This window comes from Cronobacter universalis NCTC 9529, from assembly GCF_001277175.1.
Classification (GTDB): domain Bacteria; phylum Pseudomonadota; class Gammaproteobacteria; order Enterobacterales; family Enterobacteriaceae; genus Cronobacter; species Cronobacter universalis.
Genome location: NZ_CP012257.1, coordinates 2,650,835 through 2,675,398, shown reverse-complemented (window position 1 = coordinate 2,675,398; position 24,564 = coordinate 2,650,835). Strand labels below are relative to the sequence as shown.

Here is a 24,564-nt window from a genome sequence, read left to right as displayed (position 1 = left end):
AAAACGGATGAATGATGTGAAGACGCTCTACCCGGAACACCGCATTAGCCCTGTCGCCCTGCACGCCAGCGCCGCGCTTAACCACGTAGCGGCGACGACGCCTGCTTTCGCGCGGGTGCTGGAGATTGGCTGTGGGGCAGGCGAGGCGCTCATCGCGCACGCCCGCGCCTGGCCGAACAGCATCGCGCTTGGGATCGACCTTGATGAAGCGCGTATCGGCGAGGGGCAGCAACAGATCCAGGCAAGCGGCCTTAACAATATCGAGCTCTTCGCCGCAGGTCTTGGCGATCTGCTGGCGGTGTCGCCGGGCGAGTTTGACTACATCATCATTCACGGCCTTTTTTCGCGCACCGACGCAGACACGCGCGACGCGCTGCTGCGCTGGTGTCGTCAGCATCTCTCCGCCCAGGGGATCATTGCGTATCACATGGCGCTTGCGGATAACCGCGATGACGCCACGCTTCGCGACGCGCTCGCGTTTCACGGCCAGCGCGCCGCAAGCCAGCACGAACAGCTCGCTTCGGCGCGCGCCATGCTCGGGTATCTGGCGATGACGCTGCCGGACGGCGCGCTGAAAACCCAGGTGCTGGAAGCCGAAGCGCTGGACGATGCATCGCTGATGCAGCGTTATCCTGTCAGCGACGCGCCAGCCCGCAATTACACCGATTTCGTCCGCGAGATGCAGGCGCTGGATCTGGCCTGCATCGGCGATGCGCTCCCGCAGACCGAGCTTGCCGCGTCATATGGCGAGCGCCACCAGCAGCTCCACGCCATGATCGCCGGGCAGAGCGATCGCCACAGCGCGCGCCAGTATCTCGATTTCGCGGTCAACCGCCGCGAGCGTTTCACCCTGCTGTGCGCCACAGGCGCGGCAGAGCCCTCGTTCGTCCCGGATTTGGCAATCCTTGAGTCGCTGCACTGGGCGGGCAACTTCACCCGTGTTTTCACTATTAACGGGAAAGCGGTCAGCGGCCATATTTCACAGTCCGGCGTGCCGGTGCGTACTGAAAACCCGGTGACGCTGCAAATTCTCGACCTGCTGGCGGGCGCCTGGCCGATGAGCCTGAGCGTTGACCAGCTGATCTTTAACTGCCGTCTGCCGGAACGTCCGGCCGACGACACCCGCAAACTGGTGCTGGAATCGCTGCGCGATCTGTTTCTCAATAACCTCGACGGGCTGCACTGGAGTGCGATACCGGGGCCGTATAACCTGGCGGAAAACGACATTCTGACGCCGGTTGCGCCGCTGCCTGAGACCGACGAAGAAACGCGCGTGTTGAACCTGTGGGGCGAGGCGGTCACCGTCGCGCCCGCGCACTGGCGCTGGCTGCGCGACGGCATGTGCGAGACCGATGACGAGGCGTGGGCGAGTTTTACCGCGCTGCGCATTCGCGGCCTGCTGAACGGCTCGCCGCTGGCCTGGAAAAACGCCATTCAGCCGTTTTTGCGCACCGGCAAGGTAGCGTGGCTGAAACAGTGCCTGAATACGCTGCTGCTGTTAAGCGTCAGCGAGCGGCGCGGCGGCCTGCTGCAAAGCGAAACCAATATGGACGCCGACAGCCAGACCGACAGCGTCGAGATGGATGCCGTCTATGAAGAGGCGAACCGGCTGATTGGCAAAGGGATGGCGAAAGAAGCGCGCGAGTATACCCGCGAGCTGCTGGCGCAGGACCCGCAGAATATGCATGTCCTGCGCTGCTACTCACGCACCTGCGTGCTGACCGGCGCGTGGGACGAGGCGCTGGAGGCGCTTTGCCGCCTGATGGGCCATTACTTCTCAAGCCTTGATATCTACTACGATTTGGCGACCGCGCTGCAAAAAACGCTCGACCATTTCAACGCTAAAAAAGTGGTGCAAGGTCTGCTGCGTCTCGATGAGAAAAACGCCGGATTCTGGAACTCGCTCGGTACGCTTTATCACGCGCGCGGCGATATGACGCTCGCGGAAAAATGCGCCCGCGAGGCGTTTCGCTTCCAGCCGCGCAACCCGCGCTATCTGGCGATGATGGGCGTGGTGCTGAGCGATAACCAGAAGCTCGACGAAGCGCGTTACTTCCTGGAGAAATCCCTTGAGATAGCGCCGCAGGATTTTGACTGCTTTACCAGTCTGCTGTTCGTATTGACCCATGACAATCGCGTCAGCGCGCAGGAACTTCTGGCGAAGCACCGCGAATATGGCGAACGCGTTACCGCCCACGCCATACGCTGCGCGCTCGATCTGCCGCTTAATAATATGAAAGATCCGAACCGCAAACTGCGCGTGGGGTTTGTTTCAGGCGATCTGCGCACGCACCCGGTCAGCAACTTTCTGCTGCCGTTCTGGGCGTCGTTTGACCGCACGCAGTTTGAGCTGGTGGGCTATAACGCCGCGCCGATGCATGACGAGGTCACCGCTCACCTGCGCGCGGGCGCCGTGCTGTGGCGTGACGTGTATCAGTTAAGCGATCGCGAACTGGCGCGCCAGATCAACGACGATGGCGTGGATATTCTTATCGATCTCTCCGGCCATACCACCTGGACGCGACTGCCGATGTTCGCGCTGCGTCCGGCGCCGCTGCAAATGACCTGGATTGGCTACCCCGGCACCACCGGCGTGCCGGCAATGGATTACCGTCTGCTGTCGTCTACGCTCGCAAGCCCGCCAGGGCTCGCTGAGCAGTTTACCGAGCAGATCATCTGGGTGCCGATGCGCAAAATTTTTGGGCCACATCCGCAAAGCCCGGATGTGAATCCGCTGCCGGCGCTGCGTAACGGTCATCTGACCTTCGCGAGCTTTAACCGTCCGAAAAAGGTCAACGATGAGGTGCTCGAACTCTGGGCGCAAATTCTGGTGCGCGAACCCAGTGCGAAGCTGCTGATGGGCTTTATGGCCGATGACGAGATGATAGCCATGATGACGCGCCGCCTGACGCATTTCGGCGCGCGCCCGGAACAGCTCATTTTCAGAACGCGCACCGGGCTTATCGAGTATCTCGAATACCACCATCACATCGATATTTTGCTCGACGCCTTCCCGTATACCGGCGGCACCACCACCAACCACGGCGCGTGGATGGGCGTTCCTACGCTCACGCTCTGCGGCGAAACTATGGCGGGGCGTCAGGGAGTTGAAACAATGAACGGCTATGGATTGCCGGAATTCGTGGCGAATGACAAAGCGGACTACATCGAAAAAGCGCTCTCCTGGCAGGGCCGCTTTGAGGAACTGAACGCGATTCGCCTCTCTATGCGCAGCCGCATCCCGACCGATAACGCCGACGGGTTCCGGGTGGCTGACACCTTTGAAAAAGGGCTGCGCGAAGCGTGGAAAATTTACTGTACCGGAGAGGCGCCGCGTTCGTTCTTCGTTGAGGAATAACGCGTCGCGACGGCATCACCCATACCGGCCGGGGCCGGAAACGTTTGGTGTAAAACACCGAGGTGTACTATGCAAAATCTTTTTGTCACCAGCCCGCTGCTTCCGCCGCTGGAGGAGTTTATCCCGTATCTTGAGCAGATCTGGGAAAACAAATACCTGACCAACGGCGGCCCGTTTCATCAGGAGCTGGAGACCCGGCTCGCGGAGTATCTCGGCGTGGAACACCTCTGCCTGTTTTCCAACGGCACGCTGGCATTACTGACCGCGCTTCAGGCGCTGCGCATTACGGGTGAAGTGATCACCACCCCGTATTCGTTCGTCGCCACCTCGCATTCGCTGCTGTGGAACGGCCTGACGCCGGTTTTCGCCGATATCGATCCGGTCACCTGCAACATCGACCCGAACAAAATCGAACAGCTGATAACGCCAGCGACCTCGGCTATCCTGCCGGTCCACTGCTACGGCCTGCCGTGCGATGTCGACAAAATTCAGTCCATCGCCGACGCCTGGGGCCTGAAGGTAATTTATGACGCCGCGCATGCGTTCGGCGTGAAGAAAAACCACCAGAGCATCCTGAACTGCGGGGATCTGTCGATCCTGAGCTTCCACGCCACCAAAGTTTTCAACACGTTTGAGGGCGGGGCGATCATCTGCCCGGACGCGCGCATGAAACAGCGCATCGACTACCTGAAAAACTTCGGCTTCGCCGGGGAAACTACGGTTGTGGCGCCGGGCATCAACGCCAAAATGAACGAAGTGCAGGCGGCGTTTGGTCTGGTGCAGCTTGGGCATATCGATAAAGCGCTGGCGAACCGCGCCGCAATTCATGACCGCTACTGCGAGTGGCTGGCTGATATCCCTGGCATCGAAACCTTCAGCGCGCCTGATGATGTGGAGTGGAACCATTCTTACTTCCCGATCCGCGTGAACGAGGCGTTCCCGGTAAGCCGCGACGCGCTCTATGAAGCACTGAAAGCTGAAAATATTTACTCGCGCCGCTATTTCTACCCGCTGATCAGCGCGTTCTCGATGTATCGCCATCTGCCGTCGGCGCAGCCGCAACACCTGCCGATAGCGACGGGTATCGCCGAGCGCATCCTGTGTCTGCCTATCTTCCCGGATCTGACCGAAGACGATCAGCGCCGCGTGGTGGACGCCATCCGCGCGCAGGCCGCGCTGGGGCTTGCGGAGAAAGTGGCATGAAGCTTGGTATTTACGGCGCAGGCGGGTTAGGGCGCGAGGTGCTGATGCTGGCGCGCGCCATTAACCAGTGCACGTCGCGCTGGCGCGAGATTTTCTTTATTGACGACGTGACCGACGCGCAGGAGGTCTACGGCGCGGCGGTGGTGCGTTTCGACGCGCGCCCGGCGGAGTGCGAAGTGGCTATCGCTATCGGCGAACCCGCGCTGCGTCAGCGCCTGGCGCAGAAGCTCTCAGGCGTCGCGCCGCTCGCCACGCTTATTCACCCGAATGTCGATGTTCCGTCGCAAAGCGAGATCCGCCCCGGCGCGATCCTCTGCAATGGCGTTTTTATTTCCTGCGGCGTGACGATTGGCAAAAACGCACTGATCCTGCCGCGCGCCTGCGTCGGTCACGACTGCGTTATAGGGGAAAATAGCGTGGTATCAGGAATGGTAGCGCTGGCGGGCCACTGCGTGGTGGGCGAGCGCGTGTTTATCGGCATGAACAGTTGCGTAAAAGAACAGACCCGCATCGGCGATGACGCTATCGTCGGCATGGGATCGGCAGTCTTCAGCGACGTGGCGGACGCCACGATCGTACTGGGCAACCCGGCCAGGGCGATGCGCCAGAATACCGAAGGCAAGGTGTTTAAATAAGCGCCGCGACAGAACATTTTTTATCTGGAGTATGACCATGACTAACTTAGCGAAGTACAACACCATTTTTATGGAAACCTTTGAAGTGCCGGAAGAGGCGCTCGCGGATTACCAATATCAGGACACCCCGTCCTGGGATTCCGTTGGCCACATGACCATGATCGCCGCACTGGAAGAAACCTTCGACATCATGATGGATACTGAAGACATCATTGACTTTACTTCCTGGCAGAAAGGTAAAGAGATCCTGCAAAAATACGACGTTGAAATCGCCTGATATGACGGAGGTCAGCATGCTGCTCGCAGGAAAAAACGCGGTGATCACCGGTTGTTTACAGGGGATCGGCAACGCCACGATGGTCGCCTACGCGCGCCACGGGGCGAATATCTTCGCCTGCGTTCAGCAGGAAGACGCGGCGTTCAGCGCGCAAATCGCTGAACTTTCTTCGCAATATGGCGTGACCATCACGCCCATTTGCTTTGATCTGCTGGACGACGCGTCCATCAAGCAGGCCGCGATGGCGATTCAGAAAGCGAAAGTGCCGGTGGATATCCTGGTGAACGTTGCGGGCGTAACGCTCGACGCGCTGTTCCCGATGGTCACCATGGAGCAGTTGCACAAGACCTTCGCCATCAACTTCTTTTCACAGATGGTGTTCACCCAGTACCTGACGCGCCTGATGCTGCGCAATAAACGCGGCAGCATCATTAATATCGCGAGCATTTCCGGCCTCGACGGCAACAGCGGGCAGCTCGCCTACGCGGCCTCGAAAGCCGCGATGGTGGCGGCGACCAAAACGCTCTCCATTGAGCTGGGGCCGCAGGGCATTCGCGTGAACGCGGTGGCGCCGGGCGTTATCGCCACGGCGATGACCGAAAACCTCGCAAGCGACGTGGTGGACAGCAAGCTCGCGCAAAGCGCCCTGCGCCGTACCGGGCGGGCGGATGAAGTGGCCGACACGCTGGTATGGCTCGGCTCTGACGCGGCGAGTTACGTGACGGGCCAGGTGCTGCGCGTCGACGGCGGGATCGGTTATTAAAAGGGGAAGCCCATGTTGTTAAAAGAGAAAAACGTCATTATCACCGGTTGCGCGCGCGGTATCGGGCGCGCGATGGTGGAGGCTTTCGCCGCCGAAGGCGCGTGCATTTACGCCCATGCGCGCAGCGAAACGCCGGAATTTCTGGCCGACATGGCGGCGCTTGCCGAACGTTACCAGGTCGAGATCTGGCCGCTGTGCTTTGATCTGACCGATAACGACGCGATGAAAGGCGCGGTAAAACGGCTGATGAGCGACAAGCGTCCGCTGCACGCGCTGGTTAACAACGCAGGTGTTATCTGGAACGCGCTGTTCCAGATGACCACCATGCAGACGCTGCGAGAACAGTTTGAGGTGAATTTTTTCTCGCTGTTCAGCCTGACTCAGATGGTGTCAAAGCTGATGACGCGCCAGCGTTTTGGCAGCATTGTGAATATCGCTTCGACCGCTGCCGAGGATGGTAATTCAGGTAAAGCGGCCTATGGCGCGGCCAAAGCGGCCGTTGTGGCGCTGACCCGCACCATCGCCACGGAGCTGGGCGAGCAGGGGATTCGCGCCAACTGCATCGCGCCGGGCATGACCGAAACGGACATGCTTTCAGCCATGCCGGATTACGTTATCGAAGAGACACGTAATGGCACCGATCTGCGCCGCCTCGGCGCGCCGCAGGAGATAGCCGCCGCCGCCGTCTGGCTGGTATCGGATCTTTCATCGTATGTAACGGGCCAAACGATACGGGTTGATGGTGGTATGCGATGAACTGCTGTGCGGCTAAAAATGTTCAGATAAATTTCTTCATTCCTCAGGGCTACGGCCCGGCGGGCGAATACGCCTGGATGCTGGAGCAGTGCGGCCTGACCGCGCCACAGGTCACACAACAGATTCTGGACGCGGTGCTATGACGGATGCGCCTTTCTGGCAACTGACACAGGCGCCGCGCGATGCCGTGGCGCTGACTGAAGACGGCGGCGCGACGCTCTCGTATGGCGAGCTGGCCGATCGCGTGGCGCAGGTGCGCGCGCATCTGCCCGCCCGCTCGCTGATGTTCTGCTTTTGCGAAAACAGCGCGGCGTCGCTCACCGGTTACCTGGCGGCGCTGAACGCCCGCGCGGTGCCGGTGATGCTCGACGGCCAGCTCGATGAGACGCTGGCTGATGCGCTGTTCGCGCGCTGGCGGCCTGGTTTTCTCTGGCTGCCGGAAGGCCGCGCGTGGCCGGGCGAGGTGCTGCTGCGCCACGACGGTTATCAGCTTATCGCGACCCATGAGCCGGCGCCGGCGATGGACGACGCGCTGGCGCTGCTCATCACCACCTCCGGCTCGACCGGCAGCCCGAAGCTGGTGCGCCAGAGTTATGAGAATCTCCTCAGCAACTGCGCGAGCATCTGCGACTATCTGGCGATTGACGCGAACGAGCGTCCGCTGGTCTATCTGCCGATGAACTATGTGTATGGTTTATCGGTGATTCATTCCCACCTGGCGCAAGGGGCGACGCTGCTGATGACCCGCAGCGGCCCGGTGCAGCCGGGGTTCTGGGCGTTTGTGAAAAGCCAGCAGGCCACGTCGCTCGCGGGCGTGCCTTATACCTTCGAAATCCTCAATAAGCTGCGCTTTATGCGCATGACGCTGCCGTCGCTGCGCACCTTAACGCAGGCGGGCGGCAAGCTCTCCGCGGCGCTGCATGAGGCGTTCGCCGCCTGGGCGCAGGAGCAGGGCAAGCGTTTCGTAGTGATGTATGGCGCGTCGGAAGCCACCTCGCGGATGGGCTATTTGCCTGCGGAGCACGCGGCAACAATGCCGGGCGCGATGGGGGTGGCCATTCCGGGCGGGCGCTTTACGCTTGAAGATGAAAACGGCGCGGAAATTACCGCGACGGGTGTGGCTGGCGAGCTTATCTATTACGGCGCGAACGTCTGTCATGGTTACGCGCAGGAACGTGCGTGTCTGGCGCGCGGCGATGATTTCAAAGGGCGGCTCGCGACAGGCGATCTGGCCCGTCGCGACGACAACGGCGTGTATACCATCGTGGGGCGCAAAAAACGGTTCCTGAAAGTGTTCGGCAACCGCGTCGGGCTCGATGAGCTGGAACAGCTGGTGAAAAACCACTTTGTAGGGCTGGAGTGCGCGACAGGCGGTGTCGATGACCGCATTACGCTGTTTCTCACCGATCAAACCCAGGCCGAAACGGTAAAAAGCTGGCTGGCGCAGACCTGCCAGTTGCACCACAGCGCGTTTCGCGTGGTGATCCTGGAAGCGATTCCCAAAAACGCGGCCGGAAAAACGCTTTACGCACAACTGGAGGCGCTCAGTGCTTGATTACGCGCAGTGGTTACAGCAACCCCCTTATTCGCTGGCGCGTGATGAAAAGCGCGCGCTGATGACGCAGCGCCTGCAATGGCTGACGGAACATCACCGCGCGAACTGCGCGCCGTACCGCGCCATGCTTGACGGCCTCGGCGTGGATGTCGCCGCGCTGAACGCGCCGGAGGACGTGCCGTTTCTGCCGGTGTCGCTGTTTAAAACCCTGACGCTTGCGAGCATCCCGCCCGACGAGGCCGTGAAGGTAATGACCTCTTCCGGCACCACGGGCCAGGCGGTATCGCGCATTTATCTTGATAAGCAAACGGCGGCCAATCAGCAAAAAACGCTTGTGAAGATCGTCAGCGCCTTTACCGGCGCGGGACGTCTACCGATGCTGATTATCGATGCGCCGTCGGTACTGAAGGATCGCACTATGTTTTCCGCGCGCGGCGCGGGCATTCTGGGGTTTTCGATCTTCGGCGCCGATCGCGCGTTCGCGCTCGATGACGAGATGAATCTTGATATCGACGGCATTACGGCGTTTCTCACAAAACACGCGGGCAAACCGGTGCTGCTGTTCGGTTTCACTTTTATGATCTGGCAGCATTTCTGGCGGGCGCTTTCGCAACGCGGCCAGCGGCTCGATCTCAGCCAGGGGATTTTGATCCACGGCGGCGGCTGGAAAAAGCTCGCCAGCGAAGCGGTGTCGCCGCAGGAGTTCGCCCGCCGGCTGCATGACGTGTGCGGGCTGACGCGCATTTATGACTATTACGGCATGGTGGAGCAGACCGGCTGCATTTACATGCAGTGCGAACAGGGCCACCTGCACGCCAGTATTTTTTCCGATGTGATTATCCGCGATCCGCACGATTTCTCGGTCTGTCCGCCGGGGCGCGCGGGGATCGTGCAGGTGCTGTCGCTGATCCCGGAATCCTATCCCGGGCATTCGCTGCTCACGGAAGATGAGGGCGTTTTGCTTGGCGAGGATGACTGCCCCTGCGGGCGGCACGGTAAATATTTCCGCATTAACGGACGCCTGCAACAGGCCGAAATCAGAGGATGTAGCGACACTTATGCAGCCCAGTTTTGACAACCTGACTTTTCTGCTGGGCGACGCCGCGCAACTTGCCGCGCTGGAAGCGTTTCGCCCGCGCGCGCCGTTCGATGACGAGACGCTCACGTTCTTAAGCGAGTTCTCCCGCCGGCTGCTGGCCGACCCGCGCGCGCGCGCCTACAGCGATGTGGTGAGCCTGGCGTTCTGGTGTCGTCCGGCGTCGCTGGAAAAGCTGCGCCAGGAATTTATGCCGCAGGGCATCACCCAGGGCCGCGGCGTGGCGTTTCATATCGCCCCGTCCAACGTGGCGGTGAATTTCGCGTTTTCGCTGGCGGCGGGGCTGCTTACCGGCAACGCCAATATTGTCCGGCTCTCTTCAAAACCGTTTCCCCAGACCGCGCTGATTTGCGACGCGCTGAAAGGGGCGCTGGCCCATGTGCCCGCGATGGCCGACAGCCTTTACCTTGTGCAGTACCCGCACGACGCAGCGCTGACCGATTATTTCTCTGCGCTGTGCGACGCGCGGCTTATCTGGGGCGGCGATCGCACCATCAGCGAGGTGCGGCGCTCGGCGCTGCGTCCGCGCGCGGTGGATATCGCCTTTGCGGATCGTTACTCCTTTGCGGTGATCGACGCCGACGCGTGGCTTGCCGCGCCGGATAAAGCCCGCCTGCTGGAGGCGTTTTATAACGATACGCTGTTGACGAGCCAGCAGGCGTGTACGGCCGCGAAAATGGTGGTCTGGACCGGCGAGCGCGCCGATGAAGCGCGCGCGCAGTTCTGGCCCGCGTTTCGCGACTGGTGCGGCGAGCGCTACGCGCCGCTGCCTGCGACGGCGGTAAGCAATCTGGCGTGGTTCTGCGCGCAGACGGTGAACGACCCGACGCTCAGGCGCATCGCGCAGCCGGATAATCGTCTCTTCCTGGCGCAAACTGACGCGCCGGATGGCGCGTTGCTGGCGGATCATCACCAGAGCGGGTTGTTTATTGAATATGTCGCGCAGGATCTGCTGGACATCGCGCCGCTGTGCGGGGAGAAGTGCCAGACGATCGTCACGTACGGGGTAGATCCTGAGGAATTTCAACGCTTTCTGGCGATCGCCAAACCGCGCGGCGTCGATCGCGTGGTGCCGATTGGGCAGAGTATGCAGTTTTCTTTGCTCTGGGACGGCTATCCGCTGGCCGAAATGCTGACCCGGCGTTTAACTTTAATTTCTTATTAATCAGCTTATTTTCAGTGATTTAGCGCATAACCTGAAAATAACCCCTTATTTAGACCATTATTCTCCCGATTAAAAAGCGCTGTAGAATTAGATAATCACGCCGATAACTCAACTAACGCAGGGCTGTTTATCGTGAATTCTCTCTATACCGCTGATGGTGTAATGGATAAACACTCGCTCTGGCAGCGTTATGTCCCGCTGGTGCGTCACGAAGCGTTGCGCCTGCAGGTGCGTTTGCCGGCGAGCGTCGAACTGGACGATTTGTTACAGGCGGGCGGCATCGGCTTGCTGAATGCTGTAGAACGCTACGACGCCCTGCAAGGAACGGCATTTACCACTTACGCAGTGCAGCGTATACGTGGCGCGATGCTGGACGAGCTACGCAGCCGTGACTGGGTGCCGCGCAGTGTCCGACGCAACGCGCGCGAGGTGGCGCAGGCAATAGGCCAACTGGAGCAGGAACTGGGACGTAACGCGACGGAACTGGAGGTCGCAGAGCGACTGAGTATCCCGCTTGAAGAATATCGTCAGATGTTGCTCGACACGAACAATAGTCAACTGTTCTCTTATGACGAATGGCGTGAAGAGCATGGCGATAGTATCGAACTGGTGACGGAAGATAACCAGAACGAAAACCCGCTGCATCAGCTGCTGGAAGGCAATTTGCGCGAGCGTGTCATGGAAGCGATTGAATCGCTGCCTGAGCGCGAGCAGATGGTGCTGACGCTGTACTACCAGGAAGAGCTCAATCTCAAAGAGATTGGCGCGGTACTGGAAGTGGGCGAGTCAAGGGTTAGCCAGTTGCATAGCCAGGCCATCAAACGTCTGCGAACCAAGCTGGGTAAGCTATAGGTTGTTGATTCGTCATCATCCTGGTAATGCCGCATACAGTAACGACAACCAGGAGTTATCATGACGGCGCAGCAACCTAAAAGGCGGCCCCTGAGCCGCTACCTTAAAGATTTTAAGCACTCACAGACGCATTGTGCCCATTGTCACAAGCTGCTGGACCGCATTACGCTGGTCCATCGCGGCGAGATTGTGAACAAGGTCGCTATCGCTGCGCTTGATACGCTACTTGACGAGACCACCTGGGAGCAGGAAAAGCAGGACTGGGTGGCGCTCTGTCGCTTCTGCGGCGATCTGCACTGCAAAGAGCAGAGCAACTATTTCGATATCATCGGCTTTAAGCAATATCTCTTCGAGCAGACCGATATGAGCCACGGCACGATCCGCGAATATGTGGTGCGCCTGCGCCGTCTCGGCGCGCATCTCACCCAACGCCAGGTGCCGCTCTCCCTTGCCCGTCAGGATAATCTCGACGAGCATCTTGAGGCGTGGCTGCCGCTCACCAGTACCAATAATTACCGAATTGCGCTTCGTAAGTATGCCCAGTATCAGCAGATCTCTTCCGTCCCGACGGAGAAAACCGCCTCAACGGCAACTTCTGATATATATTAAAAAAGCATAAGTTGTAGCACAGTGATTTTGATTTCTTTGCGTAACTACTTACACTAGCACTCAATTTCGTTAATTCGGGGTACTTATGAAACTTGCACTTTTTGGTCGTCAGGCACTCATGGGCGTCATGGCGGTCGCGCTGGTAGCAGGCATGAGCGTGAAAACCTATGCTGCGGAAAATTTGCTGAATAAAGTTAAAGAACGCGGCACGCTGCTGGTGGGGCTGGAAGGCACCTATCCGCCGTTTAGCTTCCAGGGCGATGACGGCAAGCTGACTGGCTTTGAAGTGGAGTTCGCCGAGGCGCTCGCGAAGCACCTGGGCGTAAAAGCTTCCCTTAAGCCGACCAAATGGGACGGGATGCTGGCGTCGCTGGACTCTAAGCGTATCGATGTGGTGATTAACCAGGTCACTATTTCCGACGAGCGCAAGAAAAAATATGATTTCTCAACGCCGTATACCGTTTCCGGTATTCAGGCGCTGGTGAAGAAAGAGAACGCCGGAAGCATTAAAACCGCCGCCGATCTCAAGGGCAAGAAAGTGGGCGTCGGTCTTGGCACCAACTACGAAGAGTGGCTGCGCCAGAACGTGCAGGGTGTGGATATCCGCACCTATGACGACGACCCTACCAAATATCAGGACCTGCGCGTAGGCCGCATTGACGCCATTCTGGTGGACCGCCTGGCGGCGCTGGATCTGGTGAAGAAAACCAACAATACGCTGGCCGCGGCGGGTGAGCCGTTCTCTCGTCAGGAAGCGGGCGTCGCGGTGCGTAAAGGCAACGACGACTTCGTGAAGGCTGTCGACAGCGCCATCGCTGAGATGCAGAAAGATGGCACGCTGAAGAAAATCTCTGAGAAGTGGTTTGGCGCGGACGTGACCAAATAAGGGTTTCGTTGCGCAAAAAAGGTGCTGATATCAGCGCCTTTTTTTATGCCTGCGAAAAATTGCTGCATAATGACGGTTTAACCGCTGAACTGGCATGAGGTTTCACCATGCATAATCTTACCCGCTTTGCGCGTCTTGAGCTTATCGGCGCGCCCACGCCGCTGGAGTTCCTGCCGCGCCTGTCCGACTACCTGGGCCGCGAAATTTTTATCAAGCGCGACGACGCGATGCCGGTGGCGATGGGCGGCAATAAGCTGCGCAAGCTGGAGTTTCTTGTAGCCCAGGCGCTGCGCGAAGGGGCCGACACGCTGGTGACCGCGGGCGCGATACAGTCTAACCATGTGCGCCAGACGGCGGCGGTCGCCGCGCGTCTTGGCCTGCACTGCGTGGCGCTGCTGGAAAATCCGATCGCCACCCGCGAAGAGAACTATCTGACGAACGGAAACCGGCTGTTGCTGGATCTCTTTAACGTGCAGGTGGAGATGTGCGACGCGCTGGACGCGCCGGGCCAGCAGCTTGACGAACTGGCGGTGCGCCTTGAAGCGCAGGGCTTCCGGCCTTATGTCATTCCGGTTGGCGGCTCGAACGTGCTGGGCGCGCTCGGCTATGTCGAAAGCACGCTTGAGATCGTGCAGCAGTGCGAAGGCATTGTGCGACCGTCCTCCGTGGTGGTGGCTTCCGGCAGCGCCGGCACGCACGCGGGGCTGGCCGTCGGGCTGGAGCAGGGGATGCCCGACGCCGAGCTTATCGGCGTAACGGTTTCGCGAAGCGTCGCGTTGCAGAAGCCGAAAGTCGTGGCGTTGCAGCAGGGCGTCGCCGGGGCGCTGGAGCTGGAAGCGCGGGCCGATATTGTGCTGTGGGACGACTATTTCGCGCCGGGGTACGGCGTGCCGAATGACGAAGGCATGGAGGCGGTCAAACTGCTGGCGCGTCTCGAAGGCATTTTGCTGGATCCGGTTTATACCGGTAAAGCGATGGCCGGGCTGATCGACGGCATCGCGCAGAACCGTTTTAAAGATAACGGCCCGATTCTCTTTATTCACACCGGCGGCGCTCCGGCGCTGTTCGCGTACCATCCGCATGTCTGAAATCGCAGGGTGAAATCAACATAATGCAGGAAAGTATCCAACTGGTTATCGATTCGGCGCCCTTTCTTCTGAAAGGGGCCGTCTTTACGCTACAGCTGAGCATCGGCGGCATGTTTTTCGGCCTGGTGTTAGGCTTTCTGCTGGCGATGATGCGCCTTTCGCCTTTCTGGCCGGTGTCGTGGCTGGCGCGCTTTTATATTTCCATTTTTCGCGGCACGCCGCTTATCGCGCAGCTGTTTATGATTTACTACGGCCTGCCGCAGTTCGGCATCGAGCTGGATCCGATCCCGGCGGCGATGATCGGCCTTTCGCTTAATACCGCGGCGTATACCTCCGAGACGCTTCGCGCGGCGATTTCGTCTATCGACAAAGGGCAGTGGGAAGCGGCGGCGAGTATCGGCATGACGCCGTGGCAGACGCTGCGTCGCGCCATCCTGCCGCAGGCCGCCCGCGTGGCGCTGCCGCCGCTCGGCAACAGCTTTATCAGCCTGGTGAAAGATACCTCGCTCGCCGCCACCATTCAGGTGCCGGAACTGTTCCGTCAGGCGCAGCTCATTACGTCGCGCACGCTGGAAGTCTTTACCATGTATCTGGCCGCGTCGCTGATCTACTGGGTGATGGCGACCGTGCTTTCCGCCCTGCAAAACCATTTTGAAAACCAGCTAAACCGACAGGAGCGCGATCCGAAATGAGTGCCATTGAGGTCAAAAACCTGGTGAAGAAGTTCCACGGGCAGACGGTGCTGCACGGCATCGACCTGGAAGTGCAGACCGGGGAAGTGGTGGCGATTATCGGCCCCAGCGGCTCCGGTAAAACCACGCTTCTGCGCAGCATTAACCTGCTGGAGCAGCCGGAAAGCGGCACTGTGCGCGTGGGAGAGATAACGATTGATACGGCCAAATCGATTCGCGAACAGCGTAGTCTGATACGCCAGCTGCGCCAGCAGGTCGGCTTTGTGTTCCAGAGCTTCAATCTGTTCCCGCATCGCACGGTGCTTGAGAATATTATTGAAGGCCCGGTTATCGTAAAGGGCGAGCCGAAAGCCGACGCCACGGCGCGCGCCCGGGAGCTGCTGGCGAAAGTGGGGCTTTCCGTCAAGGAAAGCAGCTACCCGAAGCGCCTGTCCGGCGGACAGCAGCAGCGCGTGGCGATCGCCCGCGCGCTGGCGATGCGCCCGGAGGTGATTCTGTTCGATGAACCAACCTCTGCGCTGGATCCTGAACTGGTGGGCGAAGTGCTGAACACCATTCGCCAGCTGGCGCAGGAGAAGCGCACAATGGTGATTGTGACCCATGAGATGAGTTTCGCGCGGGATGTCGCCGATCGCGCGATCTTTATGGATCAGGGCAAAATCGTGGAGCAGGGCGAAGCGAAAACCCTGTTCACTAACCCGACGCAGCCGCGCACCCGCCAGTTTTTAGATAAATTTCTCAATACCTGATCCTTTGCCCGGCGTGTTTCCCGCGCCGGGCGCTTCCCTGGAAACCCTGTTAAAAATAAGCCTTAAAAACGCCTGACCAATTAATCAGCATCAACAGTCTCTTAGCGATTTAATTTGCCTTAAAGCTTGCGTCTGGCGCAATGTCCGGCTCAGAATGCTGATTATTAATATTAATAATTATGTAGAATGTGTTACTTTGTCATATCACAAAAAATAATGCTTACAGCACGACAGGAGTTCCGCCCCACAGCATGAAGGAAAGTGACTTTTTTAACTGGCGTCGGGAATTGACGACCCGCTTTCAGGAAATTCAGGATTCGACCGATATTTATTCGCTCCTGAAAACCGAAACGCAGAACATGGAATATGATTATTTCGCGCTTTGCGTTCGTCATCCTGTGCCTTTCACGCGCCCCAAACTGACGCTGCACACCACCTATCCTGAAGCCTGGCTTGAGCATTATCAGGCGGAGAATTACTACGTGATAGATCCGGTGCTGAAGCCCGCCAACTATCAGATAGGTCCGCTCTCCTGGAACGACGCGCTGTTTGCCGGCGCCGCAGAAGAGCTCTGGATTGCCGCGCGCGACCACGGTCTGGTCAAGGGCGTAACGCAGTGCGTCATTGCGCCTAACCGCGCCCAGGGATTTTTATCCGTCTCTGGAACCAGCCCGCGTGGACACTCCATGTCGGATGACGAACTGGCGTTGCGACTTCAGCATTTAGTGGAACAGAGTCTGGTCACGATGATGCGGCTGGAAGATCCGGCGGCGACCGTGCTGGAAATGAAACTAAGTAAGCGAGAAAAAGAGATATTGCAGTGGACGGCGGAAGGTAAAACGTCCGCGGAAATAGCGATAATATTATCTATCTCGGAGAATACCGTTAATTTCCACCAGAAAAATATGCAGAAGAAGTTTAATGCTCCGAACAAAACGCAAATCGCCTGTTATGCTGCTGCCATTGGGCTGATTTGAGCGGGTAATTTGTTCTGCGTGTCAGACATTCGAACCGGCTGGAAGAATAACCGCTCTCCAGCCGGTTTTTTTATTAACGGCGGTAAGCCTGTTTAATTTGCTTAACAGTGTTGGTGTAAACCGCCGCCTGCGCTTCGTCTTCCATTTCAGCTATCTGTTTTTCCATTTTAAGGATAACCCGGCCCGCGTCTGCCTGGCCCATCGCCTGCAGCATCAGGGTCAGCAGGGATTTCAGGCAGGACACTTCGGTGGCCAGTTCCTGATTGTTCTCTGCGGTGGAAATATCGGGAGCGCTCATGTTTTGTCCTCTGTCAGTGTAACGGCGTGCGCCGGGCACGCCTGTCGGTGTTTTAAGGCGGCGGAGTATACCACAAGGTCCAAAAAAGTAATTAGCGCCGTTTTTTTGAGCGTTTTGCGGCGCGCCTGGCTTATTATAATAAGCTTTACCCTCTAAGCCGGATTTCTCCGCGTTCGCTGACGTAGCGGTAAAAATATATGTTTCTAATAAGTTTCTTCGTTGTAAATTTAAAAATTGCTTATCAGCGTATTTAAATTGCCAGTAAGTAATAAGTTATACCTAAAAATGCTGTGCCTTGATTGTTAACAGGTTTTTAAGTGCCCGCGGCGGTGTCATCGGTTCAAAAAGGCGTTTTAATAGGGTTTAACCCGGCCGATGCGATCGTAAGTGCATTTTTTGCGTTTCAAAGTTGAGTTAAAAAACGCTAATATGGGGCGAATAAGTTACCAGCAGCGTTATCCCTTTTTGAGGAGTGTTTTCCTTTGATCAACGTTCTTCTTGTTGATGACCACGAACTGGTGCGCGCAGGGATACGACGCATACTTGAAGATATGAAGGGCATTAAAGTGGCAGGCGAAGCCTGCTGCGGCGAGGACGCCATCAAATGGTGCCGCATTCACCCTGTGGATGTGGTGCTGATGGACATGAACATGCCGGGCATTGGCGGCCTGGAGGCGACTCGCAAAATCGCTCGTTATTCTTCAGACATTAAAGTGATCATGCTTACCGTACATACGGAAAATCCGCTTCCGGCCAAAGTGATGCAGGCCGGCGCCGCGGGATATCTGAGTAAAGGTGCGGCTCCCGCCGAAGTGGTGAGCGCTATCCGATCGGTTCACGCCGGGCGGCGCTATATCGCTTCCGACATCGCGCAGCAGATGGCGCTCAGTCAGATTGAGCCCGACCGCAGCGAATCTCCCTTCGCAAGTTTGTCGGAAAGGGAATTGCAGATTATGCTGATGATTACCAAAGGCCAGAAGGTCAATGAAATCTCTGAGCAGCTTAATCTGAGCCCCAAAACCGTCAACAGCTACCGCTATCGTATGTTTAGTAAGCTAAACATTCACGGCGACGTCGAATTGACGCACCTGGCCATCCGTCATGGCCTGTGTAACGCGGAGACCTTATCAAGTCAGTGAGTGAAGTTTTTGATTCCAAATCGTTTCTGAAAACCGTCACCAGCCAGCCTGGCGTCTACCGTATGTATGACGCCAGCGGGACGGTTATCTACGTCGGCAAGGCCAAAGATCTCAAAAAGCGCCTTGCCAGCTATTTCCGCAGCAATCTCGCCAGCCGTAAGACCGAAGCGCTGGTGGCGCAAATCCAGAACATCGACGTGACGGTGACCCATACCGAAACCGAAGCGCTGCTGCTGGAGCACAACTACATTAAGCTCTACCAGCCGCGCTATAACGTGCTGCTGCGCGATGACAAATCTTATCCGTATATCTTCCTGAGCGGCGATACGCATCCGCGTCTGGCGACGCATCGCGGCGCGAAACATGCCAAAGGCGAGTATTTCGGCCCGTTCCCGAACGGCTACGCGGTGCGTGAAACCCTCGCGCTGCTGCAAAAGATTTTCCCGATTCGCCAGTGCGAGAACAGCGTCTATCGCAACCGCTCGCGTCCTTGTCTGCAATATCAGATTGGCCGCTGCCTCGGGCCGTGCGTCGAAGGGCTGGTGAGCGAAGAGGATTACGCGCAGCAGGTGGAGTACGTGCGGCTGTTTCTCGCCGGTAAAGACGACCAGGTGATCAACCTGCTGGTGTCGCGCATGGAACAGGCGAGCCAGAATCTGGCGTTTGAAGAGGCAGCGCGCCTGCGCGATCAGATTCAGGCGGTGCGCCGCGTGACGGAAAAACAGTTTGTCTCCAATAACGGCGACGATCTGGACGTCATCGGCGTGGCGTTTGAGTCGGGCATGGCCTGTCTGCATGTGCTGTTTATCCGCCAGGGGAAAGTTTTGGGCAGCCGCAGTTACTACCCGAAAGTGCCGAACGGCACTGAGCTTGCGGAAGTGGTGGAAACCTTTGTCGGGCAGTTCTATCTGCAGGGCAGCCAGATGCGTACATTGCCGGGCGAAATCCTGCTTGATTTCCCGCTCACCACGCCGGAACTGCTGGCCGAGACGCTGACCGAAATCGCCGGACGCCGGGTGAATGTCCAGACGCGCCCGCGCGGCGATCGCGCGCGCTACCTCAAGCTTGCGCGCACCAACGCGGCGACGGCGCTGACCACGCGGCTTTCTCAGCAGTCGACAATCAGCCAGCGCCTGACCGCGCTGGCGCAGGCGCTGCACCTGCCGGAAATAAAGCGTATGGAGTGTTTCGACATCAGCCATACGATGGGCGAGCAGACGGTGGCGTCCTGCGTGGTGTTTGACGCCAACGGGCCGCTGCGGGCGGAATATCGCCGCTATAATATTACCGACATCACGCCGGGCGATGATTACGCGGCGATGAATCAGGTGCTGCGCCGTCGTTACGGCAAAGCCATCGAAGAGAGTAAAGTGCCGGATATAATTCTGATCGATGGCGGCAAAGGACAGCTGAGCCAGGCGAAGACGGTGTTCGCCGAGCTGGACGTGCCCTGGGATAAACACCATCCGCTGCTGCTGGGCGTGGCGAAAGGCAGCGATCGCAAGGCCGGGCTGGAAACGCTGTTTCTGGAGCCGGAAGGGGAGGGCTTCGCCTTACCGCCGGACTCCCCGGCGCTGCATGTGATCCAGCATATTCGCGATGAATCGCACAATCATGCGATTACCGGTCACCGTAAAAAACGTGCCAAAGTGAAGAACACCAGTACGCTTGAGACGATTGAAGGCATCGGGCCGAAACGCCGTCAGATGTTGCTCAAATACATGGGTGGATTGCAGCCGCTGTTGAACGCGTCGGTTGAAGAAATTGCGAAAGTGCCGGGTATCTCTCAGGCTCTTGCAGAAAAGATCTACTACTCGTTGAAACATTAAGGGCTATGTAGCAACATAGCGGTAATCTCAAATTATGACAGATAGTTACCTGCACTATGCGATTTAATATCCCTACATTGCTGACGCTGTTTCGTGTCATTCTGATCCCTTTTTTCGTGCTTGCCTTCTATCTGCCTTTTCACTGGGCGCCGTTCCTTTGCGCGCTGATCTTCTGCTTTGCGGCGATTACCGACTGGTTTGATGGTTTTCTCGCTCGCCGCTGGAATCAGAGCACGCGCTTCGGCGCGTTTCTCGACCCGGTCGCGGATAAAGTGATGGTCGGTATCGCGATGGTGCTGGTCGTCGAGCACTATCACAGCTGGTGGATAACCCTGCCGGCGGCCACCATGATCGCGCGTGAAATTATTATCTCCGCGCTGCGTGAATGGATGGCTGAGCTCGGCAAACGCAGCAGCGTGGCGGTCTCGTGGATCGGTAAAGTGAAAACCACGGCGCAGATGCTCGCGCTGATAGGCTTGCTGTGGCGCCCGAACATGTGGATTGAGTATGCCGGGATTGCGCTCTTTTTCGTCGCCGCCGTGCTGACGTTCTGGTCGATGTTCCAGTATTTGAACGCGGCACGCGGCGATTTGCTCGAACGTTGATCTATACGGCGTAAAATTCAGCAAACGAATCGCGTTGCCTGAAAATTTCGTTGACTCATTGCGTCAGGTAAGTAGAATGCAACGCATCGAACGGCGGCACGGTTCGCCGGACGGTAAGTAAATCAAGTAATTAGATTAAGCGATTCGCTTTCAGTTACTTCGATAAGCGGGAATAGCTCAGTTGGTAGAGCACGACCTTGCCAAGGTCGGGGTCGCGAGTTCGAGTCTCGTTTCCCGCTCCAAATTTTGATATCAGCCTTTTTGCTGGTGTCCGCCTGAAAAGGCAACGCAATTCTGGCGCGTTAACAAAGCGGTTATGTAGCGGATTGCAAATCCGCCTAGTCCGGTTCGACTCCGGAACGCGCCTCCACTTTCTTCCCGAGCCCGGGTGGTGAAATCGGTAGACACAAGGGATTTAAAATCCCTCGGCGTTCGCGCTGTGCGGGTTCAAGTCCCGCCCCGGGCACCATGGGAAAAACAAGAATAATCAAAGCAATAAGCAGTGTCGTGCAAACCACCTTCGGGTGGTTTTTTATTTTGTGCGTCTGGCTACTGATAGCTTTGCTCTCCTTTCTCCCGGTATCGGCGCTTCCTGTTCAGACACTGATTCGCTGTAGTCAGTTTCCCTTTAATCAATAACTTGATCATAATCACATTGCGCTAATAAACCCGTTCCGGCCTATATATCATGTATTCCTTTTCCCGATCTGCTGCTACTTTTAAATCGCACCCCATCATGGTGCTATTCATAAGCTGCAGTGAGTTTTCCGGGTCAGCGGGCAGGCCCCATGGTTGAGCTATTCTGCCGCTGGCTGTCTCGGGGGAAAATCGTACATTGCGGAACAAGGGCCAGGACGGCGCAAAACATCACAGACTGAGCCAGTCCATGAGGACTGGCTTTTTTTTATCCTGTCTCGCACCCAGGTAACCTTTCATGCAACAACACCTGCCGGATTTCGGGGGTGACGACATCATGCTGAAACCCTTATGGTCTCTTTAAGATAACAAGGAGAAGACGATGGAATATCAGCAGACGGACATCCCTGACGAAGAACTCAAGGCGCGCATAAAAAAACAGGTTGGTTGCTATAACGCAGCGCATATGACGGCTGATGCGCAGGAGCTGATTATCAGCGTCACCGATGCGCAGGGCAATCTGACCGCAGGCCTCACCGGGCGCAGCTACTGGGGTTGTCTGCATGTCGAGTTTTTGTGGGTCGATGAAAGCCTGCGCGGGCAGGGCACTGGCGCATCGCTGATGGCAATGGCTGAAGAAGAGGGACGCCGGCGCGGCTGTAAACGAATATTTGTCGATACCTTCAGTTTTCAGGCGCCGGAGTTTTACCGCAAACAGGGTTACGACATCTATGGCATGGCGCCAGATTATCGTGAGGGTCATTCCCGTTTTTATCTCAGTAAGCCTCTGCCCGAAAAATAAAAAAGCCCCGAAAACGGGGCCTTTAAACGGCTTATCCGACGTCGCGCAATACGCCGGCGCTAATTAAAAACTGGATAGCCACGATGCCGATACCGCAGGCGAAGACCACCGCCAGCATGAGGCTCCCGCCCGCCACCTGCCAGCCAGCCGGGTGGCGTTTACGGCTCCGCCAGGCGAGCAGCGAAGGGAGCAGCAGCGCCAGTACCGCCAGCGCCACGCCCGCATAGCCGAGCGCCATCACAAAGCCCTGCGGATAGAAGAGCGTGAAAGCGAGCGGCGGCACAAAGGTCATCAGCCCGCTCTGGGCGCGGCCCGCCACCGTTCGGCGGCGTTTAAACATATCCGCAAGATAATCAAACAGCCCGAGCGACACGCCAAGAAACGAGGTGGCCAGCGCCAGATCGGCGAACAGATGCACCGCCAGTTCCACATGCGGCGAGGCGACGACATCGCGCACCGCCTGCAACAGGCCGTTCAGCCCGGCATGGGTGGCGAGCAGGCCCATAAAGGTGTCGGACGGGATGGCGCCGAGCGTCGCAAGCTGCCAGAACAGATACGCCGCCAGCGGGATCGCGCTGCCGGTGATGAAAATCAGCTTAAGCTTGCGCACGTCGCCTTTCATATAGCTGACGACACTCGGCACGCTGCCGTGAAAGCCGAACGAGGTAAATATCACCGGCAGCGCGGAGAGGGCCAGCCCTTTTTCCACCGGCAGCGTCAGCAGATTCACCCGATGAATATGCGGCATCATCATCGCCAGCATAACCACCAGGAACACCGTTTTGGCCGTAAACAGCAGGCGATTGACCAGATCCACGCTGTGCGTGCCGATACTGACAATCAGCCCGCCCGTGAGCGTAAACGCCAGTACGCCGGCGGCAGGCGTGATGGTCATGCCGAACCACTGGCTCAGGCTTGATGCCAGCAGCTCGCCCGCGCCGCTGATATACGCCGCCGTCAGCGCATACATCAAAAACAACATACTAAAGCCCGCCAGCCACTGGCCTGGCTTACCGAGATAGTGCAGCGCCAGCGTGCCGAGCCCTGTCGACGCAGGGTGATGCTGATAGACCTCCACCAGCAGCAGCGCGGTATAACACATCACCCCCCAGAGTAAGAACAGGAGCAGCGCGGTCACGCCAAAGCCGACCCCTGCCGCCGCCAGCGGCATCGCCAGCATCCCTGCGCCGATAGTGGTGCCGGCGACGATAAAAATACTGCCAAGAGTGCGATTCTTCACGCGGTGTACTGTCCTGCCATGTTCGACTAAAAATTTATGCTGCGCAGGGTAAAGAATTCTGGATAATTCGTCAAACTGGCGTTACGTAGGCTGTAATTTTATCTTTACGGTTTCTGGCGCGACCAGAACTCGCCTGGCTCAGCGCGAACAGAAGGGGAAAAAAGAAACGGGAATAAACAGGAAGGAGAATTAAAACCGGTAATGACGGGCGCCATTACCGGCGAAATAGCATCAGGGCTGGGCGTCGAGCGTCGCCAGTTCTTTATCGATGAAATAAAGCCCTTCGCCGCTTTTACCTGCGAGGCTCAGTTTATCCAGCACGGATTTAAAGATTTTTTCTTCTTCATGCTGTTCCGCCACATACCATTGCAGGAAATTAAAGGTCGGATAATCCTGAGTGGTCATTGCCACATGCGCCAGTTCATTAATCTGGCGGGTGATTAGTTGCTCATGCTCGTACGTCGCCTGGAACAGCGCATCGAGAGAGGCATACTCGGCAAACGGCGACGGCACGGCGTTGATGCGCGGGAAACTGCCGGTATCTGTCAGATAGTTAAAGAGACGTTGCATATGCGTCATCTCTTCCTGCGCGTGACGGCTTAAAAAGGCCGCCGCCCCTTCAAAGCTGTGATAGCTGCACCAGGCGCTCATCTGTTGATAAAGCAGAGAAGAATAGAGTTCAAGATTCATCTGCTCATTGAGTTTTTCAATCATATCCGGCTTCAGCATATTTCTCTCCGCAATAAGGGGGGTAATTATCGCTGCACTATAATTTGTTATTAAACTGTTTGCAAAAGATAAAATAAAAAAGCACGGCGTTAATAATGCAAATAGGAATTAAAGTCATTCATTAATGAAATGAGAATTATTATTACGCGTATAAAAGAAATAAATAAGACGATAAGAATAAACGTAAGGGTGAAATAACAGTAGTAAAAGAAGGGAAGAAAAAACACAGCCACCGCCAGGCGACGGCAGCCGTAAACCCGGCTTACCAGCCGCTGACCGCGCGGTTGTTAATGGTAAAACCGCGGCACTGATACTCCAGTACGATAGATTCCGTCATGCACTGGGTGCCGGTGACGACGGAGCAGGTTTTCACCGGCGCGCCGTACGCTTCCGCAACGGCATAGCCCCAGTCCTGGCACTGGCGGTTCGCCATCGACTGCGCGACGTAGTTATCGACTTTCGCATGTTGCAACGGTTGTTCGCTGATGCCGAGCCTGACGGTGCCGGTAACTTTACTGCCGCCGACAATTTCCGGCGTTTTGGTAATAGTGCAGCCGCTCAGGGCGAGCAGCGCGGTAATAAAAATGACCTTGCGCATCGGTGTTCTCACAAAGTTTGCCTTCAT

At 57.4% G+C, this 24,564-nt stretch carries 25 protein-coding genes and 3 tRNA genes; 24 read left to right on the top strand and 4 right to left on the bottom strand.

The features are described from left to right. Nucleotides 1-7: 7 nt before the first annotated feature. The 17 genes from AFK65_RS12370 (at nucleotide 8) to sdiA (ending at nucleotide 16,661) form a co-directional block, all read left to right on the top strand. Nucleotides 8-3,358, top strand: coding sequence for a bifunctional class I SAM-dependent methyltransferase/glycosyltransferase (locus AFK65_RS12370; protein WP_038856850.1), 3,351 nt, complete (start codon nucleotides 8-10; stop codon nucleotides 3,356-3,358). 69 nt (nucleotides 3,359-3,427) lie between these two features. Next, complete coding sequence (locus tag AFK65_RS12365; RefSeq protein ID WP_007699206.1) at nucleotides 3,428-4,561, top strand: DegT/DnrJ/EryC1/StrS family aminotransferase; 1,134 nt, start codon at nucleotides 3,428-3,430, stop codon at nucleotides 4,559-4,561. Then, nucleotides 4,558-5,196: a NeuD/PglB/VioB family sugar acetyltransferase gene (locus AFK65_RS12360; protein WP_007699203.1), complete on the top strand. Its 639-nt coding sequence runs from the start codon at nucleotides 4,558-4,560 to the stop codon at nucleotides 5,194-5,196. The genes AFK65_RS12365 and AFK65_RS12360 overlap by 4 nt, the downstream gene beginning before the upstream one ends. A 37-nt stretch (nucleotides 5,197-5,233) precedes the next feature. Continuing rightward, nucleotides 5,234-5,473, top strand: a complete 240-nt coding sequence (locus tag AFK65_RS12355; RefSeq protein ID WP_007699193.1) for a hypothetical protein — start codon at nucleotides 5,234-5,236, stop codon at nucleotides 5,471-5,473. A gap of 16 nt (nucleotides 5,474-5,489) precedes the next feature. Beyond that, nucleotides 5,490-6,236, top strand: coding sequence for an SDR family NAD(P)-dependent oxidoreductase (locus AFK65_RS12350; protein ID WP_007699189.1), 747 nt, complete (start codon nucleotides 5,490-5,492; stop codon nucleotides 6,234-6,236). Between the two features lie 12 nt (nucleotides 6,237-6,248). Beyond that, entirely contained in the window at nucleotides 6,249-6,992 is a 744-nt protein-coding gene (locus AFK65_RS12345; RefSeq protein ID WP_007699186.1) for an SDR family NAD(P)-dependent oxidoreductase, read from the top strand. After that, a complete protein-coding gene (locus AFK65_RS22130; protein WP_007699183.1) occupies nucleotides 6,989-7,135 on the top strand; it encodes a hypothetical protein in 147 nt (48 codons plus the stop codon). Before AFK65_RS12345 ends, AFK65_RS22130 begins: the two co-directional genes overlap by 4 nt. Continuing rightward, on the top strand, nucleotides 7,132-8,547 hold the full coding sequence (locus tag AFK65_RS12335; protein ID WP_038856851.1) for an AMP-binding protein: 1,416 nt from the start codon (nucleotides 7,132-7,134) through the stop codon (nucleotides 8,545-8,547). Before AFK65_RS22130 ends, AFK65_RS12335 begins: the two co-directional genes overlap by 4 nt. Further along, on the top strand, nucleotides 8,540-9,622 hold the full coding sequence (locus tag AFK65_RS12330) for a LuxE/PaaK family acyltransferase (protein ID WP_007699177.1): 1,083 nt from the start codon (nucleotides 8,540-8,542) through the stop codon (nucleotides 9,620-9,622). Before AFK65_RS12335 ends, AFK65_RS12330 begins: the two co-directional genes overlap by 8 nt. Next, entirely contained in the window at nucleotides 9,606-10,808 is a 1,203-nt protein-coding gene (locus tag AFK65_RS12325; RefSeq protein WP_038856852.1) for an acyl-CoA reductase, read from the top strand. Before AFK65_RS12330 ends, AFK65_RS12325 begins: the two co-directional genes overlap by 17 nt. Before the next feature lie 132 nt (nucleotides 10,809-10,940). Next, nucleotides 10,941-11,660: an RNA polymerase sigma factor FliA gene (locus AFK65_RS12320; RefSeq protein WP_007699171.1), complete on the top strand. Its 720-nt coding sequence runs from the start codon at nucleotides 10,941-10,943 to the stop codon at nucleotides 11,658-11,660. Nucleotides 11,661-11,720: 60 nt separating this feature from the next. Then, nucleotides 11,721-12,269, top strand: coding sequence for a flagella biosynthesis regulatory protein FliZ (fliZ, locus tag AFK65_RS12315; RefSeq protein ID WP_007699168.1), 549 nt, complete (start codon nucleotides 11,721-11,723; stop codon nucleotides 12,267-12,269). A gap of 85 nt (nucleotides 12,270-12,354) precedes the next feature. Continuing rightward, nucleotides 12,355-13,155: a cystine ABC transporter substrate-binding protein gene (tcyJ, locus tag AFK65_RS12310; RefSeq protein ID WP_032804723.1), complete on the top strand. Its 801-nt coding sequence runs from the start codon at nucleotides 12,355-12,357 to the stop codon at nucleotides 13,153-13,155. Between the two features lie 107 nt (nucleotides 13,156-13,262). After that, nucleotides 13,263-14,243: a D-cysteine desulfhydrase gene (dcyD, locus tag AFK65_RS12305; RefSeq protein ID WP_038856855.1), complete on the top strand. Its 981-nt coding sequence runs from the start codon at nucleotides 13,263-13,265 to the stop codon at nucleotides 14,241-14,243. Nucleotides 14,244-14,266: 23 nt separating this feature from the next. Then, nucleotides 14,267-14,935, top strand: a complete 669-nt coding sequence (tcyL, locus tag AFK65_RS12300; RefSeq protein WP_004387977.1) for a cystine ABC transporter permease — start codon at nucleotides 14,267-14,269, stop codon at nucleotides 14,933-14,935. Beyond that, nucleotides 14,932-15,684 carry an L-cystine ABC transporter ATP-binding protein TcyN gene (gene tcyN / locus AFK65_RS12295; RefSeq protein WP_038856859.1) on the top strand — a complete coding sequence of 251 codons (753 nt, stop codon included), beginning with the start codon at nucleotides 14,932-14,934 and terminating at the stop codon, nucleotides 15,682-15,684. The genes tcyL and tcyN overlap by 4 nt, the downstream gene beginning before the upstream one ends. A 251-nt stretch (nucleotides 15,685-15,935) precedes the next feature. Continuing rightward, entirely contained in the window at nucleotides 15,936-16,661 is a 726-nt protein-coding gene (gene sdiA / locus AFK65_RS12290; protein WP_007699159.1) for a transcriptional regulator SdiA, read from the top strand. A gap of 73 nt (nucleotides 16,662-16,734) precedes the next feature. Here sdiA and AFK65_RS12285 read toward each other — a convergent pair whose 3' ends face one another. Beyond that, on the bottom strand, nucleotides 16,735-16,959 hold the full coding sequence (locus AFK65_RS12285; RefSeq protein WP_007699156.1) for a DUF2594 family protein: 225 nt from the start codon (nucleotides 16,957-16,959) through the stop codon (nucleotides 16,735-16,737). A gap of 482 nt (nucleotides 16,960-17,441) precedes the next feature. Here AFK65_RS12285 and uvrY point away from each other — a divergent pair, with 482 nt between their 5' ends. The 7 genes from uvrY (at nucleotide 17,442) to AFK65_RS12250 (ending at nucleotide 21,970) form a co-directional block, all read left to right on the top strand. Further along, nucleotides 17,442-18,098, top strand: coding sequence for a UvrY/SirA/GacA family response regulator transcription factor (gene uvrY, locus AFK65_RS12280; RefSeq protein WP_004387982.1), 657 nt, complete (start codon nucleotides 17,442-17,444; stop codon nucleotides 18,096-18,098). Beyond that, nucleotides 18,095-19,927 carry an excinuclease ABC subunit UvrC gene (gene uvrC, locus AFK65_RS12275; RefSeq protein WP_038856864.1) on the top strand — a complete coding sequence of 611 codons (1,833 nt, stop codon included), beginning with the start codon at nucleotides 18,095-18,097 and terminating at the stop codon, nucleotides 19,925-19,927. Before uvrY ends, uvrC begins: the two co-directional genes overlap by 4 nt. 56 nt (nucleotides 19,928-19,983) lie before the next feature. Continuing rightward, on the top strand, nucleotides 19,984-20,532 hold the full coding sequence (pgsA, locus tag AFK65_RS12270) for a CDP-diacylglycerol--glycerol-3-phosphate 3-phosphatidyltransferase (protein ID WP_007699136.1): 549 nt from the start codon (nucleotides 19,984-19,986) through the stop codon (nucleotides 20,530-20,532). Nucleotides 20,533-20,698: 166 nt separating this feature from the next. Continuing rightward, nucleotides 20,699-20,774 (top strand) — tRNA-Gly (locus AFK65_RS12265). Nucleotides 20,775-20,828: 54 nt separating this feature from the next. Continuing rightward, nucleotides 20,829-20,902 (top strand) — tRNA-Cys (locus AFK65_RS12260). A 12-nt stretch (nucleotides 20,903-20,914) separates the two neighbouring features. Next, nucleotides 20,915-21,001 (top strand) — tRNA-Leu (locus AFK65_RS12255). 549 nt (nucleotides 21,002-21,550) lie between these two features. Then, nucleotides 21,551-21,970 (top strand): GNAT family N-acetyltransferase, encoded by a 420-nt coding sequence (locus tag AFK65_RS12250; RefSeq protein ID WP_007699132.1) that lies wholly within the window; start codon nucleotides 21,551-21,553, stop codon nucleotides 21,968-21,970. Between the two features lie 31 nt (nucleotides 21,971-22,001). Here the strand turns inward: AFK65_RS12250 and tyrP are convergent, their stop codons facing one another. From tyrP to yecR, 3 genes are all read right to left on the bottom strand, one after another. Continuing rightward, nucleotides 22,002-23,210, bottom strand: coding sequence for a tyrosine transporter TyrP (gene tyrP / locus AFK65_RS12245; protein ID WP_007699129.1), 1,209 nt, complete (start codon nucleotides 23,208-23,210; stop codon nucleotides 22,002-22,004). A 231-nt stretch (nucleotides 23,211-23,441) separates the two neighbouring features. Continuing rightward, nucleotides 23,442-23,939, bottom strand: a complete 498-nt coding sequence (ftnA, locus tag AFK65_RS12240) for a non-heme ferritin (protein ID WP_007699123.1) — start codon at nucleotides 23,937-23,939, stop codon at nucleotides 23,442-23,444. Between the two features lie 262 nt (nucleotides 23,940-24,201). Continuing rightward, nucleotides 24,202-24,549: a YecR family lipoprotein gene (yecR, locus tag AFK65_RS12235; RefSeq protein WP_007699116.1), complete on the bottom strand. Its 348-nt coding sequence runs from the start codon at nucleotides 24,547-24,549 to the stop codon at nucleotides 24,202-24,204. Nucleotides 24,550-24,564: the final 15 nt, after the last annotated feature.